14 protein-coding genes are annotated in these 15716 nt (G+C 57.6%); 5 read left to right on the top strand and 9 right to left on the bottom strand.

Going from position 1 to position 15716, the window contains the following annotated elements:
- Nucleotides 1-22 precede the first annotated feature (22 nt).
- From HZ99_RS02285 to HZ99_RS02275, 3 genes are all read right to left on the bottom strand, one after another.
- Nucleotides 23-1231, bottom strand: coding sequence for a dermonecrotic toxin domain-containing protein (locus tag HZ99_RS02285; protein WP_327156635.1), 1209 nt, complete (start codon nt 1229-1231; stop codon nt 23-25).
- Nucleotides 1232-1480: 249 nt separating this feature from the next.
- Entirely contained in the window at nt 1481-2557 is a 1077-nt protein-coding gene (gene hppD, locus HZ99_RS02280) for a 4-hydroxyphenylpyruvate dioxygenase (protein WP_038441060.1), read from the bottom strand.
- Nucleotides 2558-2826: 269 nt separating this feature from the next.
- A complete protein-coding gene (locus HZ99_RS02275; RefSeq protein ID WP_038441058.1) occupies nt 2827-3756 on the bottom strand; it encodes a DMT family transporter in 930 nt (309 codons plus the stop codon).
- A gap of 77 nt (nt 3757-3833) precedes the next feature.
- Between HZ99_RS02275 and HZ99_RS02270 the strand changes: the two genes are divergently transcribed.
- The 3 genes from HZ99_RS02270 to HZ99_RS02260 all read left to right on the top strand — a co-directional run bounded on the left by HZ99_RS02270 (nt 3834) and on the right by HZ99_RS02260 (nt 7040).
- Nucleotides 3834-4709, top strand: coding sequence for a LysR family transcriptional regulator (locus HZ99_RS02270; protein ID WP_038441056.1), 876 nt, complete (start codon nt 3834-3836; stop codon nt 4707-4709).
- A gap of 225 nt (nt 4710-4934) precedes the next feature.
- Nucleotides 4935-6476 (top strand): cyclic diguanylate phosphodiesterase, encoded by a 1542-nt coding sequence (locus HZ99_RS02265; RefSeq protein WP_038441055.1) that lies wholly within the window; start codon nt 4935-4937, stop codon nt 6474-6476.
- 198 nt (nt 6477-6674) lie between these two features.
- Nucleotides 6675-7040, top strand: a complete 366-nt coding sequence (locus HZ99_RS02260; RefSeq protein ID WP_038441053.1) for a histone-like nucleoid-structuring protein, MvaT/MvaU family — start codon at nt 6675-6677, stop codon at nt 7038-7040.
- 199 nt (nt 7041-7239) lie between these two features.
- Here the strand turns inward: HZ99_RS02260 and HZ99_RS02255 are convergent, their stop codons facing one another.
- The gene (locus tag HZ99_RS02255; RefSeq protein ID WP_038441051.1) at nt 7240-7776 is read right to left on the bottom strand and encodes a DUF4946 domain-containing protein; all 537 of its coding nucleotides are present in this window, start codon (nt 7774-7776) and stop codon (nt 7240-7242) included.
- A 192-nt stretch (nt 7777-7968) separates the two neighbouring features.
- On the opposite strand from HZ99_RS02255, the gene gloA reads away from it, so the two are divergent.
- Nucleotides 7969-8490 carry a lactoylglutathione lyase gene (gene gloA, locus HZ99_RS02250; RefSeq protein WP_038441049.1) on the top strand — a complete coding sequence of 174 codons (522 nt, stop codon included), beginning with the start codon at nt 7969-7971 and terminating at the stop codon, nt 8488-8490.
- 123 nt (nt 8491-8613) lie between these two features.
- On the opposite strand, the gene ahpF is transcribed toward gloA, so the two are convergent.
- The 3 genes from ahpF to HZ99_RS02235 all read right to left on the bottom strand — a co-directional run bounded on the left by ahpF (nt 8614) and on the right by HZ99_RS02235 (nt 11922).
- Complete coding sequence (gene ahpF / locus HZ99_RS02245) at nt 8614-10167, bottom strand: alkyl hydroperoxide reductase subunit F (protein WP_038441047.1); 1554 nt, start codon at nt 10165-10167, stop codon at nt 8614-8616.
- 126 nt (nt 10168-10293) lie between these two features.
- Nucleotides 10294-10857, bottom strand: coding sequence for an alkyl hydroperoxide reductase subunit C (gene ahpC / locus HZ99_RS02240; protein WP_038441046.1), 564 nt, complete (start codon nt 10855-10857; stop codon nt 10294-10296).
- Between the two features lie 132 nt (nt 10858-10989).
- Nucleotides 10990-11922: a site-specific integrase gene (locus tag HZ99_RS02235; protein WP_038441044.1), complete on the bottom strand. Its 933-nt coding sequence runs from the start codon at nt 11920-11922 to the stop codon at nt 10990-10992.
- Between the two features lie 197 nt (nt 11923-12119).
- Between HZ99_RS02235 and HZ99_RS02230 the strand changes: the two genes are divergently transcribed.
- Entirely contained in the window at nt 12120-13127 is a 1008-nt protein-coding gene (locus tag HZ99_RS02230) for a DNA-binding protein (protein ID WP_038441042.1), read from the top strand.
- Between the two features lies 1 nt (nt 13128).
- Here the strand turns inward: HZ99_RS02230 and gorA are convergent, their stop codons facing one another.
- Together gorA and galU are read right to left on the bottom strand one after the other, a co-directional pair.
- Nucleotides 13129-14487: a glutathione-disulfide reductase gene (gorA, locus tag HZ99_RS02225; protein ID WP_038441040.1), complete on the bottom strand. Its 1359-nt coding sequence runs from the start codon at nt 14485-14487 to the stop codon at nt 13129-13131.
- 101 nt (nt 14488-14588) lie between these two features.
- Entirely contained in the window at nt 14589-15428 is an 840-nt protein-coding gene (galU, locus tag HZ99_RS02220; protein WP_029294645.1) for a UTP--glucose-1-phosphate uridylyltransferase GalU, read from the bottom strand.
- Between the last annotated feature and the right edge of the window lie 288 nt (nt 15429-15716).

The raw sequence follows: 15716 nt of genomic DNA, 5'->3' as shown, positions 1-15716 counted from the left end.
GCATCCATACCCCTTTGGGGGTCTAGCGCGTATTGACTTGGGCTGTCATGTCAGGCGCTTCAGGCCCTACCGTTTCCAGGAAGTCAGCAATACTGTTCAACGCTTCACGCACTTTATTGTAGTGAGGAATACGACCTTGCACTTTAATGCCGACCTGTCTGAGGTGCTCATCCGTCGTCTGCTGATCGATACCAAACAGATCACCAAGACGATTGCCACGGTTCAGCTCATGTAACGAGCCTACCCCCGGGTTCTTCACGATCTCTTCGATAGAATGCGCTATGTCCGGTGGCACTCCCAACTGGGTCAGTGCCGTTCCAAGCCCTTCGCCGGGATTTCTCAGTTGCTTGAGAAACTCATGGAAGATTCCGCTTTTGTCGTTGGCACCGACATTGTCCAGTGAAACGTTGATCACCTTACTCAGGTACTCGGTCTTCGTCATCGCAACGAGTGGGGCGTCGTTGTTCAATCCGTTTCTCACAAAGTAGAAATTACCCTTGCTGGCGCCGTGCAAGTTTCCATAGGCATCGTATTTGTAGAGAACACTCTGACCATCTTCCCGGGTCCCTATGTAGGTAGCCTTGCCGTCAGGCTCAAGCTGGTGCACGCGCGTCTGGGTCAAACCGTTGACGTCAACAGGCGCAACAGTGACGTCTTTGTGCAATCGCGTGAAAATATCCCCCTTTTCGTAGCAATAGCTGCCGACCACTGCGTTGATATCGTCAGCGGCAAACCGAGTCATCACCTCCTTGACTCGATCAACCTGGCCGGGTGCCGCATCGATGGAGAAGTGGCTCGCAAAAGCCTCCAGTTTTTCGGGATCATAGACCTGCTCCTTGAGCCAGGCGGTCATTTCTTCGCGAGTATTGAACTCATGAAATGACTTCCCGTCTTTATCCGGTACAAACAGCAGGAAATTCGGCCCCTCAGCCGTAGTGGGGACACGCTTGACCAGAACAATGTCTTTGGACTGAGCGCCATCCACCGCAAAGGTAGAGACCTGCACGCCCGGCGTACTAACTTTGTCAGGCTCCAGCGTGGCGCTGGCCATCGCCCGCCCCTCATGACTCAGCGTACCGTTCAAAAATTCTGTATTAGAGCGCTCCTGGAATGTTCTGCGAGCACCATCAGCAGACGACCCACTGCTTAGCGAGTGGGTGGTGTGTGTTGACTGGAGCGGCTGGGGAAACAGCGTTGTCAGATGCAGGGACTGATCATGAGTGATATGCATAATGATGAAGTCTCAAACAGTGGTTAATGCCTTAGAGGCGATCCTGTATCGAGGGGCGAGCATTGCCCACTCATCCCCTACGTGGTTCGCTAGCCACACTTATCTCCAAAGCCAATGCGTGCCAATCACTACAAACAGTGACGGCGGATCAGCTTGAGCACTCGACACCTTTGACTCCGGTTAACAGCCCATATACGCAAAAGCCCGGTAAAGGGCGACCTTTACCGGGCTTTTCCATGCATCAAACCATCAGTCGGCGGTCAATACCCCACGACGCACCTGGTCACGCTCGATGGACTCGAACAGGGCCTTGAAGTTGCCTTCGCCGAAGCCGTCATCACCCTTGCGCTGGATGAACTCGAAGAACACCGGGCCCATCAGGGTTTCCGAGAAGATCTGCAACAGCAGGCGCTTGTCGCCGGCTACAGACGAGCCGTCCAGCAGAATACCCCGTGCCTGTAACTGGTCCACCGGTTCGCCATGGTTTGGCAGGCGGCCTTCGAGCATTTCGTAATAGGTGTCTGGCGGCGCCGTCATGAAACGCATGCCGATCTTCTTCAACGCATCCCAGGTCTTGACCAGGTCTTCGGTGAGGAAGGCGACGTGCTGGATGCCTTCGCCGTTGAACTGCATCAGGAACTCTTCGATCTGGCCTGCGCCCTTGGACGACTCTTCGTTCAACGGGATGCGGATCATGCCGTCCGGGGCGCTCATGGCCTTGGAGGTCAGGCCGGTGTACTCGCCCTTGATGTCGAAGTAGCGCGCTTCACGGAAGTTGAACAGCTTCTCGTAGAAGTTTGCCCAGTAGACCATGCGCCCGCGATAGACGTTGTGGGTCAGGTGGTCGATGACCTTCAGGCCCGCGCCCACCGGGTTGCGATCCACACCTTCGATAAACACGAAGTCGATATCGTAGATCGAGCTGCCTTCGCCGAAACGGTCGATCAGGTACAGCGGCGCGCCGCCGATACCCTTGATGGCCGGCAGGTTCAGTTCCATCGGGCCGGTTTCGATATGGATCGGCTGGGCGCCGAGCTCCAGGGCGCGGGTGTAGGCCTGTTGCGAGTCCTTGACGCGGAACGCCATGCCACATACCGACGGACCGTGCTCGGCGGCAAAGTACGAGGCGATGCTGTTGGGTTCGTTGTTGAGGATCAGGTTGATCCCGCCCTGGCGGTACAGGTGCACGTTTTTCGAGCGGTGGCTCGCAACCTTGGTGAAACCCATGATCTCGAAGATCGGCTCCAGGGTGCCCGGGGTCGGCGATGCGAATTCAATGAACTCAAAGCCCATCAGGCCCATCGGGTTTTCGTATAGATCTGCCATGATTTGGCGCCTCATCATCTTTTTAGAATTAAGTAAATTAATTGCCAGCAAGGATGAGGCAGGCAGGTGGCGCACAGGAAATACCCCGCACGCTGCGGGCGAGGAAGTCACCGTAGATGAGTTGGAACCCGAGTAGCTTCATGGTTGGATCATTCTCTTACGGGCGTCTCTGACGGACGAGGCCTGCATGAAAACAGGCGCTTATTCTTGTATGCGTAACCAGATTCTACACAGCGTAAACAGCTTTGTCCGTATTCCTTATCAAATCCCTATGCCCCGGCGGGTGCAAGGGGTTTATTGCACAGGTAGATGCCCAGCAGGATCAGCGCCGCGCCGAAGAACATCGGGAGGCTGAACCGTTCGTCCAGCAGCAGCGCGCCACAGACCACGGCCGTCAGCGGGTTGAGGGCGATAAAAACGCCTGCACGGGTCGCGCCGATCCGCCGGATACCGTCGTAGTAACCGATATAGGCCAAGGCCGAGCCCAGTACGCCGAGGTAAAGCAGGCCCAGCAGATGCGGCCAATGGATGGCATCCAGCGCCTGCACCGTCACCCTGTCAGTCACCACGGTGGTGAGGCACAACATCAAGGTGCCCAGCAGCACCGACCAGGTTACCGTCTGCAAGGGACCAAGGCTGTGGTTCAGCGCACGGGAACCCAGGGAATACACGCCCCAACTCAGCACACAGCCGAAAATCATCAGGTCGCCTATCCACGCATCCGCCCTGCCCTGCAACAGCAACGGGTCGCGGCTGACAATCACACACGCCGCACCGCCCAGGCACAGGGTGATGCCCCACACTTGGCTGCGCCCCAGCCGCTCCTTGAACAACCAGCATGACGCCAGGCCAATCACTGCCGGGTTGAGGGCCACAATCAACGAAGCACGCGAGGCATTGATAAAATGCAGGCCATAGAAGAAACACAGGTTGTAGAAGAAGATCCCGAAAAAGCCCAGTAGCAGTAACCGCGCCATTTGCGCAGGCGTAGGACACGCCAGGGGGGTGCGGGCAAAGGCCATGAACAGCAACAACGCCAGGCTGGCCAGAACAAAACGCAGGCTTGCGATCAGCAGCGGATCCAGATCCGCCGCGAGGAATCGGCCGGCAACAAAAGTACCACCCCAGATCATGCTCACCGCCGCCAGCCTGGCGTAGGTGAGACGGTCGCCAACACACACAAAGGTTGAACTGAGCATAAGGATCCTGAATATCTAGGGGCGGTTTGACGTATTCTTTTCCTAATACAAAGTCATCGTAAAATGAGTAAAACCTCATGACCCTCACGCAACTGGAAATCTTCTCGCTGGTGGCACAACTGCAAGGGTTCACCAGCGCCGCCCATCGCCTGGGCATCAGCCAGTCGGCGGTGTCCCATGCCATCAAGTCTCTGGAACAGGAACTGGGGGTGGAACTGTTCCGTCGCCAGCAGTCACGGGTCGAACTCAGTGATATCGGCCAGCAACTGCTGCCAAGGGCACGGGCGATGCTGGGGCTGGCCAGTACGTTGCAACAGGAAGCAGCCGATGCCCGAGGAATGAAGAGCGGGACGTTGCGTATCGGTTCCTTCGGGCCAACCGCGTCCATCCGCCTGTTGCCCAGGATCCTTGAACACTTCTACCAGGCCCATCCGGGGATCGAAGTGCATGTGGATGAGGGCCCCGACCGCCAGGTGCTGCAGTGGCTGGAAGAGCGGCGCATTGACGTGGGCTTTGTGGTGTTGGAACAGGAGCGCTTCGACACCGTTGCCTTGTTCGAAGACCAGATGGTCGCCCTGCTGCCCGAAGGCCATGCCCTCACCCAGCAGGCCAGCGTGAAACTCAACGAGCTGTGCCACGACCCGTTTGTGCTGACTGAAGCCGGTTCTTCGGAGCTGGTGGAGCGGTTATTCCACAGTGCGCGGCTCAAGCCCAATGTGCGTTACCGCTGCTCGCAACTGCTCAGCACCCTGGACACCGTCAGCCGGGGCGCGGGCGTGAGTGTAGTGGCCCAGGCCTCGTTGCCGCAGGGCCATCAGCCGCCCTACGTGCAGCGACCGTTATCACCCAAGGTGGAGCGGCACATCGGTTTGGCGGTACTGGACCGGCGTCAGTCGTCTCCGGCGACCCTGGCGTTTATCCAGGTGGCGCAGGGCGTAGCTGCTGATTTTTGATCAGAAAAGCTACCAATCCGAGCAATAACGCAATAGACCAAACAACCTTTCCCCGTCAAAATATGTTGCTAAGTTTGGCAAAGCTAAAAACACGGGGTCTGGCCAGGTGGCTGGTTCCACGCACTGAAAATGCTTATTTCCACAGGCCAACTATCCTCCTGATATCCGACGTATTGCCTGTAGCCGTTACCAGGCGTCTCTCTTACTCCGCTACAGGCTGCCTACATGCCCCTTACCCTCAAAGGCCCGCGCAAACGTGCCGCCCGCTACTCGATCTCCCTGTTGTGCGGCCTGCTGCCGATTCTGCTGGGCGTACTCATTCTGTATATGCAGGCCCAGCGCACCCTGGAACACAGTACCGAGCAGACGGCCATTGAGGCCGTGCGCCAATTCGACCTGATGCTCAATAACACCGCCCTCGCCGCCCAGGACCTGCTGCCACTGGCAGGCAAGGACTGTGACAACACGGCACAACTGGCGCTTCGCGAGCAAGTCACCCGGCGCCCGTTCGTGCGTGCAACCACCTTGTCCTGGCAAAAAACCATTTATTGCAGCTCGTTGTTTGGCAGCGCCTATGTGTCACCGGTCAACCCTGACGACTATGTCAATGGGCGCCTGTGGCTGATGAATGGCAATCCGGTCACGCCCAATACCGCGCTGCTGGTGTATCGGCTGGTGGACGGTGACCAGGCGGCGTTTGCCTCGATTGACGGCTATCACCTGACCAATGCTCTGCGCCTGATCAGTCGTTATGCCGACCTGGTATTGCAGGTCGGGCCCAATTGGCTGGGCAGCGACGGCAAAGTCCACACCACCGCGCCGCCGGTATTTGCCGTGGCCCACCACCAACTCGGTTCCCAGCGTTACGACTACAGTGTGGAAGCCGGGATGCCCGAGGGTGAAGTGTGGCGCTATATGGAAGCGCGCTACCCGGCCCTGTTCAGCCTCTTGGTGTTTTTCGGTGTGCTGGCAGGCGTGCTCGCCCACTGGCTGCAAAAGCGCTCTTCCGCCCCCACCCATGAACTGCAACGGGCACTGGGTGCCAATGAGTTCGTGCCGTACTACCAACCGGTGGTCCGCGGCGACAACCTGCAATGGGCCGGCTGTGAAGTCCTGATGCGCTGGCAGCATCCAAAGGAAGGCCTGGTACGCCCGGACCTGTTTATCCCCCTGGCCGAACACTCCGGGCTGATCGTGCCCATGACCCGCGCGCTGATGCGCCAGGTCGCCACACAACTGGCGCCCCATGCCGATCGCCTGGGCGAGAACTTCCACGTAGGCATCAATATCACCGCCCGGCATTGCCAGGACCTGGAGTTGGTGCAGGACTGCCGGGAATTCCTCGCGGCCTTCAAGCCGGGCCAGGTCCTGTTGACCCTGGAGTTGACCGAACGCGAACTGATCGAGCCCACCGACGTGACCCGCCAGCTGTTCCAGGCCCTGCATGAGTTGGGGGTGATGATCGCCATTGACGACTTCGGCACCGGCCACTCCAGCCTGGGTTACTTGCGCAATTTCAATGTTGACTACTTGAAGATTGATCAAAGCTTTGTGGCGATGATCGGGGCCGATGCTTTATCGCGGCATATACTCGACAGCATCATCGAGTTGTCGGGCAAGCTTGACTTGGGCATCGTCGCCGAAGGCGTGGAAACCCAAGAACAATGCGATTATCTGGCGGCGCAAGGCGTGGACTTCTTGCAGGGTTACCTGTTTGGCCGCCCAGTACCTTTTGACGCATTCATTAAGTCTTTGCGTGGCGCTTGAATATCGATCTAGCATCATCGTGAAATATTGTTATTTATACAAAAGACATGATTTACTCATGACTCATTAACTACTACAATTTTTCCTGCCTGCGCTGAATTGGCAGGAGAGCCACATTTACCGAGTCATGCTGAGGCTCTTGGCTTATAGCTTTGTTTACAGTTGGTATCAGCCAAATACACTATTGGAGTAAAAACTTTGTCCAGACTCGCCGAATTTCGCGCAGCAGAAAAAGCCCTTCAAGAGCAGCTCGCCCAGCTGGAATCCCTGAAGAACGACGCTGGCTTGAAGAAAGAAATCGAATTTGAAGAAAAACTTCAAGGGCTGATGAAAACCTACGGCAAGAGCCTACGCGACATCATTTCCATCCTTGATCCAAACCCGGGCAAGTCGGGGATTCAAGCAGCCGCCGCACCTAAGACCCGCCGCGCACGTGTGGTCAAGGTGTACCACAACCCGCACACTGGCGAACTGATTGAAACCAAGGGCGGCAACCACCGCGGCTTGAAGGCCTGGAAAGAACAGTATGGCGCAGCCACTGTAGATTCCTGGTTGCGCGGCTAGTACCAGCGCACTAATAAAAAGCCCCGCAGATGCGGGGCTTTTTTGTGCGCGACGATTCCATAGAATCTGCCGTTTTCGGAAGTGAACTTTTAAATACATTTCAACTCGTACAAATCCGCCGGCCAGTAGCTTCACCCTGCGACCCTGTAGTTATGTATTTTCTGTCACTGCGCGATGTCAGCCATCTAGCCATCGCTGATCAAAGTTTCAGGCTTGCACGCACCGAGCTGACTTCGTCCTTGCTCAACTCATAAGCCTGCGCTTGTCCAGCGTATGAAAAAACATAAGCCTTATTCGTATCAACAGCCCCCACCAGTGTTTGCGAGAGCACATGCCGGCCGTTCTCGGTAATCACGCAGGTAGTTTCCAGGGCTTCAAGATGACTTAAGGTGCTCGGGTGCATCTTGTTGCAGACACTTTGATAACCACTGCGGGCAAAGTCCTTCTGAATAGACTTGCGCATCTCCAGCAACACACCTTGCAGGTTGACCACATGCCCAGGCTCGATCGGCGTACCCGTCAGCTCCATGACCATCAGCGTCTCGCCGTTTTCATCATTCTTGATCGCCCGCTGGCGGGAAACCGGTGACGGCGTAGCCGGCGCATCGGCATCGGCTACCACCTCCTCCACCTGCCAGCCGCTGGGCCAATGAATCTCGGGGTCTGCCGCCAACGCAGCGCCGCCGCCCAAGATCAGGCACAAGGTGGTCAACAATGCTTTGTTCAATCGGCTCATTGCGAAAAACACTCGAAGTTCAAGCTGCAAAGTTTGAGCCTGCCCGTGGGATGCTCGCAAGGCCCGCGTGAGTTTTTCATTTGGCGCGGCCATCGGAGCTTGCGTATCATGACCCCCGCTGCACGGATCTGCCGCAAGCCAAGGGACCGCTCAAACCACGAGCTGCGTCTGCCCCATTTTTCTGGAGGGCCCATGAGCCTGCACGAATTGAACACCTTCCCGGGCGTCACCGCCCAGCCCGACACCGCCACCTCGAACTTCGTGTTCAACCACACCATGCTGCGGGTCAAGGACATCACCCAGTCACTGGACTTCTACACCCGCGTCCTGGGGTTTTCCCTGATTGAAAAACGCGACTTCCCGGAAGCCGAATTCAGCCTGTACTTCCTCGCTCTGGTCGACAAGGCGCAGATTCCGGCCGATGCGCGCGCGCGTACCGAGTGGATGAAGTCGATCCCGGGCATCCTGGAACTGACCCACAACCATGGCACCGAAAACGACACCGACTTCGCCTACCACAATGGCAATACCGACCCGCGCGGGTTTGGCCATATCTGCATTTCGGTGCCGGATATCGTTGCGGCCTGCGAGCGATTTGAAGCACTGGGCTGTGACTTTCAGAAACGCCTGAGCGATGGCCGCATGAAAAGCCTGGCGTTTATCAAGGATCCGGACGCCTACTGGGTAGAGATCATCCAGCCAACGCCGCTGTAAAGCGGGCACACATAGCCGGGTAACTGCCATACCGAGTCGCCTGCATCGCAGGCAAGCCAGCTTCCACAAAAGTGGCACTCACAAAAAACCCATGATCGCTCATGGGTTTTTCAGTTTCAGGCCTTATGCTCGGATCAGGTGATCAAAAGCACTCAGGGACGCCTTGGCACCCTCGCCCACCGCAATCACGATCTGCTTGTACGGCACGGTTGTAACGTCACCGGCGGCAAATACACCCGGCAGTGAGGTCTCGCCACGGGCATCGACAATGATCTCGCCACGGGGTGACAGCTCGACGGTACCCTTGAGCCAATCGGTGTTGGGCAGCAAGCCGATCTGCACAAAGATGCCTTCCAGGTCGATGGTCTTGAACTCGCCGCTATCGCGGTCCTTGTAGGCCAGGCCGGTAACTTTCTGGCCATCACCTTTGACCTCACTGGTCAGCGCGCTGGTAATCACGTCAACGTTCGGCAAGCTGTAGAGCTTGCGCTGCAACACCGCGTCGGCGCGCAATTTGCTGTCAAACTCCAGCAAGGTCACATGGCTGACAATACCCGCCAGGTCGATGGCCGCTTCAACGCCAGAGTTGCCTCCGCCGATCACCGCCACGCGCTTGCCCTTGAACAGCGGACCATCGCAGTGCGGGCAGAAGCACACGCCCTTGGCCTTGTATTCCTGCTCGCCTGGTACGCCCATTTCGCGCCAGCGCGCACCGGTCGCCAGGATCACAGTCTTGGACTTGAGAGTCGCACCGCTTTCAAAGCGAATTTCGTGCAGCTCGCCGGGATTTTTCGCCGGGACCAGGCTGCTGGCGCGCTGCAGGTTCATGATGTCCACATCGTACTGACGCACGTGGGCTTCCAGGGCGCTGGCCAGTTTCGGGCCTTCGGTTTCCTGCACCGAGATAAAGTTCTCGATGGACATGGTATCGAGCACTTGCCCGCCAAAACGCTCAGCGGCCACACCGGTACGGATACCTTTACGCGCGGCGTAGATAGCGGCTGCAGAACCGGCAGGACCACCACCGACGACCAAAACATCAAAAGCGTCCTTGGCACTGATTTTCTCGGCTGCTTTTTCGCTACCGCTGGTGTCGAGCTTGGCGAGGATTTCTTCCAGGCCCATGCGGCCCTGGCCGAAGTTCACACCGTTGAGGTAGACGCTGGGCACCGCCATCACCTGGCGCTCGTCGACTTCAGCCTGGAACAGTGCGCCATCGATCGCAACGTGGCGGATGTTCGGGTTGAGTACAGCCATCAGGTTCAGCGCCTGGACCACGTCCGGGCAGTTCTGGCAGGACAGCGAGAAGTAAGTCTCGAAGCTGAACTCACCTTTAAGGCTACGAATCTGCTCAATCACTTCGACACTGGCCTTCGAAGGGTGGCCACCGACTTGCAGCAGGGCCAGCACCAACGAAGTGAATTCATGCCCCATGGGGATGCCGGCGAAACGCAGGCTGATATCGGCACCCGGGCGGTTGATGGAGAACGACGGTTTGCGCCCATCATTGCCATCGGTTTTCAGGGTAATCAGCGTGGTGAGGCTGGCTACATCCTGCAAAAGGGCAAGCATTTCCTGGGATTTCGCACCGTCGTCGAGGGAGGCGACGATCTCGATCGGCTGGGTGACCCGTTCCAGGTATGACTTCAACTGAGCTTTAAGATTGGCGTCCAACATACGGGCGATTTCCTATTTCAAATCAATTCGGTAAAAAAAAACGCCCGAGCGAATCTCGCCCGGGCGTTTTTGAGGGCGGTGCAGCTTACTTAAGGTGCGGCGATCCGCCCTTGATGCTTCACAGACTTAGATCTTGCCGACCAGGTCCAGGGACGGAGCCAGGGTAGCCTCGCCTTCTTTCCACTTGGCTGGGCACACTTCGCCTGGGTGGGCAGCAACGTATTGAGCAGCCTTGATTTTGCGCAGCAGCTCGGAAGCGTCACGGCCAACACCACCGTCGTTCAGTTCAACGATCTTGATCTGGCCTTCTGGGTTGATCACGAAAGTGCCACGGTCTGCCAGGCCAGCTTCTTCGATCAGTACATCGAAGTTGCGGGAGATGGTCAGGGTCGGGTCGCCGATCATGGTGTACTGGATCTTGCCGATGGCTGGCGAAGTGTTGTGCCAGGCAGCGTGGGCAAAATGGGTGTCGGTGGAAACGCTGTAGATCTCGACGCCCAGTTTCTGGAACTCGGCGTAGTTGTCAGCCAGGTCTTCCAGTTCGGTTGGGCAGACGAAAGTGAAGTCGGCTGGGTAGAAGAACACGACAGACCACTTGCCTTTCAGGTCAGCGTCCGACACGTCTACGAAGTTGCCGTTTTTGAAAGCGGTCGCTTTGAACGGTTTTACTTGGCTGTTGATGATAGGCATCGTTGACTCTCCGTCAGGGGTTAGTAAGTTGATGGGTGAATCCTACCCAGTCTCATCGCCAATGGCTCATTGGCAAACCTGATGCTGCCGATTGGTTTTGGCTATCAACCAACTGTATTAATAGAAGAAATCTTAAACCAGCGGGGCACGGGCCTGAGTCAGGCCAAGAAAGGGTGTCGCTTCAACATAGCGCATGGCTGACTTCATGTCCTTCCAGCCGACATACGCCATCAACGACTTCAAATCCCAGCCGCTGCGATGGGCCCAGGTGGCGAAACCCCGGCGCAAGGAGTGGCTGGTGTACTGCTCGGCGGCAATGCCTGCACGCTCAAGGGCCTGGCGCAGCAACGGGATCACGCTATTGGCATGCAACCCCTCCTCCCCCAGGTTGCCCCAGCGATCGATCCCGCGAAAAAGCGGGCCGCGCACCAACGCCGAGGCACTGAGCCACTCGGTATAGGCCTGCACAGGACACAGGCGCAACAGCGCCGGGGTTTGATAGGTCTGGCCGAGGTTCTCGCGGTCGCTCTTACTGCGCGGCAAGTACAGGGTGATACCTGCGCCCGGCACAGCCTGCACATGTTCGATCTGCAACCGACATAACTCATCACTGCGAAATCCGCGCCAAAAGCCCAGCAGGATCAATGCCGCATCACGCTTGGCGCGCAGCCAGCGAGGCCGATCATCCTCTGCCCGCGCCTGCCCAGCTTCACGCTCAAGCCAACTGACCACCTGCTCCAGATGCTGGAGCTGCAAGGGTTCGGCCTGTTTTTCCTGGGCGGGGTGCAAGGCGCGGATGCCCTTGAGCACCTTGCGTACCACCGGCGCCTTGGTCGGGTCTGGAAAGCCCTGACTGGTGTGCCATTGCGCCAGCGCCGAGAGCCGCAGTTTCAGGGTGTTGACGGCCAGCACTCCGGCGTAGGCCACCAGGTAGCGCGCCACGCCGTCACTCGTGGCTGGCAGGAAGCCGCCCCAGCTCACTTCGAAATGCTCGATCGCAGCACGATAGCTACGGCGGGTGTTATCGCGGGTGGCGGCGTTCAGGTAACGATCTAGTTCACTCATACCGCTATCGCCGGCAAGCCGGCTCCTACAGGGGGTTGGTGTACGGGGACTGGGCTCGGATGGAGTCAGGTCGCCCATGACACGGGATAATACGCCAATATCCCATCTGTTAAACCGTGAATTAAAACGTTATTTTATTCGTGATATAGTATGTACTTACATAATACATACCACAGTACTAAATCGACGGAGACCCCATGGCTCGCGGCGGCATCAATAAAGCAGTAGTTCAAACGGCACGCCTGGCAATCCTTGCCCGCGGCGAAAACCCCAGCATCGATGCCGTACGCATCGAGATGGGCAATACCGGCTCGAAAACCACTATCCACCGCTATTTAAAGGAATTGGACGAGAGCGAAACCCGCCTCACCATCACCGACGCACCCATCGATGATGAGTTGGGCGAACTGGTCTCGCGCCTGGCCAGGCGCCTGAAAGAAAAAGCCCAGGAACCCATCGACCTGGCCCTGGCCCAGTTCGAGCAGCAGAAAACCGCCCTGCTCGCCCAGGTAGAAACGCTTGAAGCCGCACACAGCCAACTCCAGCAGCAATTCGATATCCAGGCCGCCGCCCTGGCAGAAGAAAGCGCCGCCCTGCAAACCGCCAGCACCAGCCTGCAGACCGAGCAAACCCGCAACGCCGGGCTTAGCCAGGCGTGCAGCGACTACGAGCTACGGATTTCGGATAAGGACGAACAGGTTCGCTCACTGGAAGAAAAACACCTGCACGCCCGCGACGCCCTTGAGCACTACCGCAATGCCATCAAAGATCAGCGCGAACAGGAACAACGTCGCCATGAAGGGCAGTTGCAACAACTCCAGGCTGAATTGCGCCAATCACAACAGAGCACGATGGTGCGTCAGGATGAAATCACCCAGCTGCATCGTGACAATGAACGGCTATTGATTGAACACCGGGTTACGGCGAAAGAGTTGGTTGCCCTACAGGAGCAAAGCCGCAAGGATCAGGCCCAACAGCTCAAGTTGAGCGAACAGGTGAGCCTGGTTGAGAGCGAGCGCACCCTGCTCCAGGAGCGCCTGCGGGTTGCTGTGCTGGACAGCCAGTCACGCCAGGACGCATTGGCCGTACAGCAGCACACCCACAAAACCCTGGAACTGGACCTGATCAAGGCCCATGCCACCATCGAGGCGCTGCGCCTGGCTGCCGTCATTGCAACGGCGCCAGAGGCAACAGCCCAGCCCTGATTCAGCCAGCGACAGGCGTGCGCATGGTGACGAATTCTTCCGCCGCCGTAGGGTGCACACCGATGGTCTCGTCGAAATGCTGCTTGGTCGCTCCCGCCTTGAGGGCGATCGCCAGACCCTGGACGATCTCGCCCGCATCCGGCCCGACCATGTGGCAACCCAACACCTTGTCGGTATCGGCATCGACCACCAGCTTCATCAGCGTGCGCTCCTGGCACTCGGTCAAAGTCAGCTTCATCGGCCGGAAGCGGCTTTCAAAGATCTGCACGTTATGCCCATCCGCCCTGGCCTGTTCTTCGCTCAAGCCCACAGTGCCGATATTCGGCAGGCTGAATACCGCCGTCGGAATCATCGCGTAGTCCACCGGGCGGTATTGCTCAGGCTTGAACAGGCGCCGCGCCACAGCCATGCCTTCGGCCAAGGCCACTGGCGTCAACTGCACGCGACCGATCACGTCACCAATGGCCAGGATCGACGGCTCGGCGGTCTGGTACAGGTCGTCGACCTCGACAAAACCACGCTTATCCAGCTTGACCCCGGTGTGTTCAAGACCCAGGTTATCCAGCATCGGGCGCCGACCGGTGGCGTAGAACACGCAATCGGCCTCCAGCACACGGCCGTCTTTCAAGGTGGCCTTGAGGCTACCATCGGGTTGTTTGTCGATACGCGCGATATCGGCATTGAATTGCAGGTCCAGGCCGCGCTTGGTCAGTTCTTCCTGCAAGTGCTTGCGCACCGCGCCATCGAATCCACGCAGGAACAGATCGCCGCGATACAGCAGCGACGTCTGCGCACCCAGGCCGTGGAAAATCCCAGCGAACTCCACTGCGATGTAGCCACCACCCACCACCAGTACGCGCTTGGGCAACGCTTTAAGGAAGAACGCCTCATTGGAACCAATCGCATGCTCGTGCCCTGGGATCTCAGGAATCTGCGGCCAGCCGCCAGTGGCGATCAGGATATTCTTGGCAGTGAAGCGCTGACCATTGATCTCGACCTCGTGCGGCCCGGTCAGACGCGCATGGCCTTCGTGCAGGGTCACGCCACTGCTGACCAGCAGGTTACGGTAGATCCCGTTGAGGCGGTTGATTTCGCGATCTTTGTTGGCGATCAACGTCGCCCAATCAAAGTCCGCCTCGCCCAGGGACCAGCCAAAGCCGCTGGCCTGCTCGAAGTCTTCGGCAAAGTGCGCACCGTACACCAGCAGTTTTTTTGGCACACAACCAACGTTGACGCACGTCCCGCCCAGATAGCGGCTTTCCGCCACGGCCACCTTCGCACCAAAACCTGCGGCAAAGCGTGCCGCTCGAACACCACCGGAACCGGCGCCAATTACATAAAGATCAAAATCGTAGGCCATTTCACTCTCCTCGGCAGGATGTCAGGATACCCGCTTGCATCCAAAAAACCAGAAAGCCACCCGAAGGTGGCTTTCCTGAGACTCAACAGGCAACGCTAGAATCAATAAGCCTTGCCAGTCTTGTAGAAGTGCTCGTAGCAGAAGTTGGTTGCCTCGATGTAGCCTTCTGCGCCACCACAGTCAAAACGACGGCCCTTGAACTTGTAGGCAATGACGCAACCGTCCTTGGCCTGTTTCAACAATGCGTCGGTAATCTGGATTTCGCCGCCCTTGCCCGGCTCGGTTTCTTCGATCAACTTGAAGATGTCCGGGGTCAGGATGTAGCGACCGATGATTGCCAGGTTCGAAGGTGCATCTTCCGGCGCCGGCTTCTCGACCATGTCGCGTACACGGATCAAGCCATCACCAATGTCATCGCCAGCGATTACGCCGTACTTGTTGGTTTCCGAAGGGTCTACTTCTTGAACAGCAACGATGGTGCAGCGGTACTTCTGGTACAGCTTGACCATTTGGGTCAAGACACCGTCACCTTCCAGGTTCACGCACAGATCGTCCGCCAGGACCACGGCAAATGGCTCGTCGCCGATCAATGGGCGGCCGGTGAGGATGGCATGGCCGAGGCCTTTCATCTGAGTTTGACGGGTGTAGGAGAACGAGCATTCATCGAGCAGCTTGCGGATACCGACCAGGTACTTTTCCTTGTCAGTGCCCTTGATCTGGTTTTCCAGCTCATAGCTGATGTCGAAATGGTCTTCCAGCGCGCGCTTGCCACGACCGGTCACGATGGAGATTTCGTTCAGGCCGGCATCCAGTGCCTCTTCGACGCCGTACTGGATCAGTGGCTTGTTTACCACCGGCAGCATTTCTTTAGGCATGGCCTTAGTCGCTGGCAGGAAGCGAGTACCGTAACCGGCTGCTGGGAACAAGCATTTCTTGATCATATGAGTCCTTAAAAGGGCTGTGCGTACGAAATTCGGCGCAGTCTAATCAGGCCGTAGCCACCTTACAATGGGGGCTACTGGCATTGCGCTGTCATCATAGAGAAAAAATGTCGACGTAAGTTCCGCCGATCCTGTAATTCGCGTCGGCAGCGCAGTGAGCAAGCAAGACGCGCGCCCCTGTTTAAAAGGGCTTCATTTGTTTTAGCACGCTTTAGGGTGCATAGCACTGACCTGCAACAACTTGCGCGCCCCCATGGCATTTGGCGCTATCATTACCCGCTTGAACCA

Source organism: Pseudomonas fluorescens (assembly GCF_000730425.1).
In the GTDB taxonomy this organism is placed as follows: Bacteria; Pseudomonadota; Gammaproteobacteria; order Pseudomonadales; family Pseudomonadaceae; genus Aquipseudomonas; species Aquipseudomonas fluorescens_X.
This window is presented reverse-complemented; position numbering and strand designations above follow the sequence as displayed.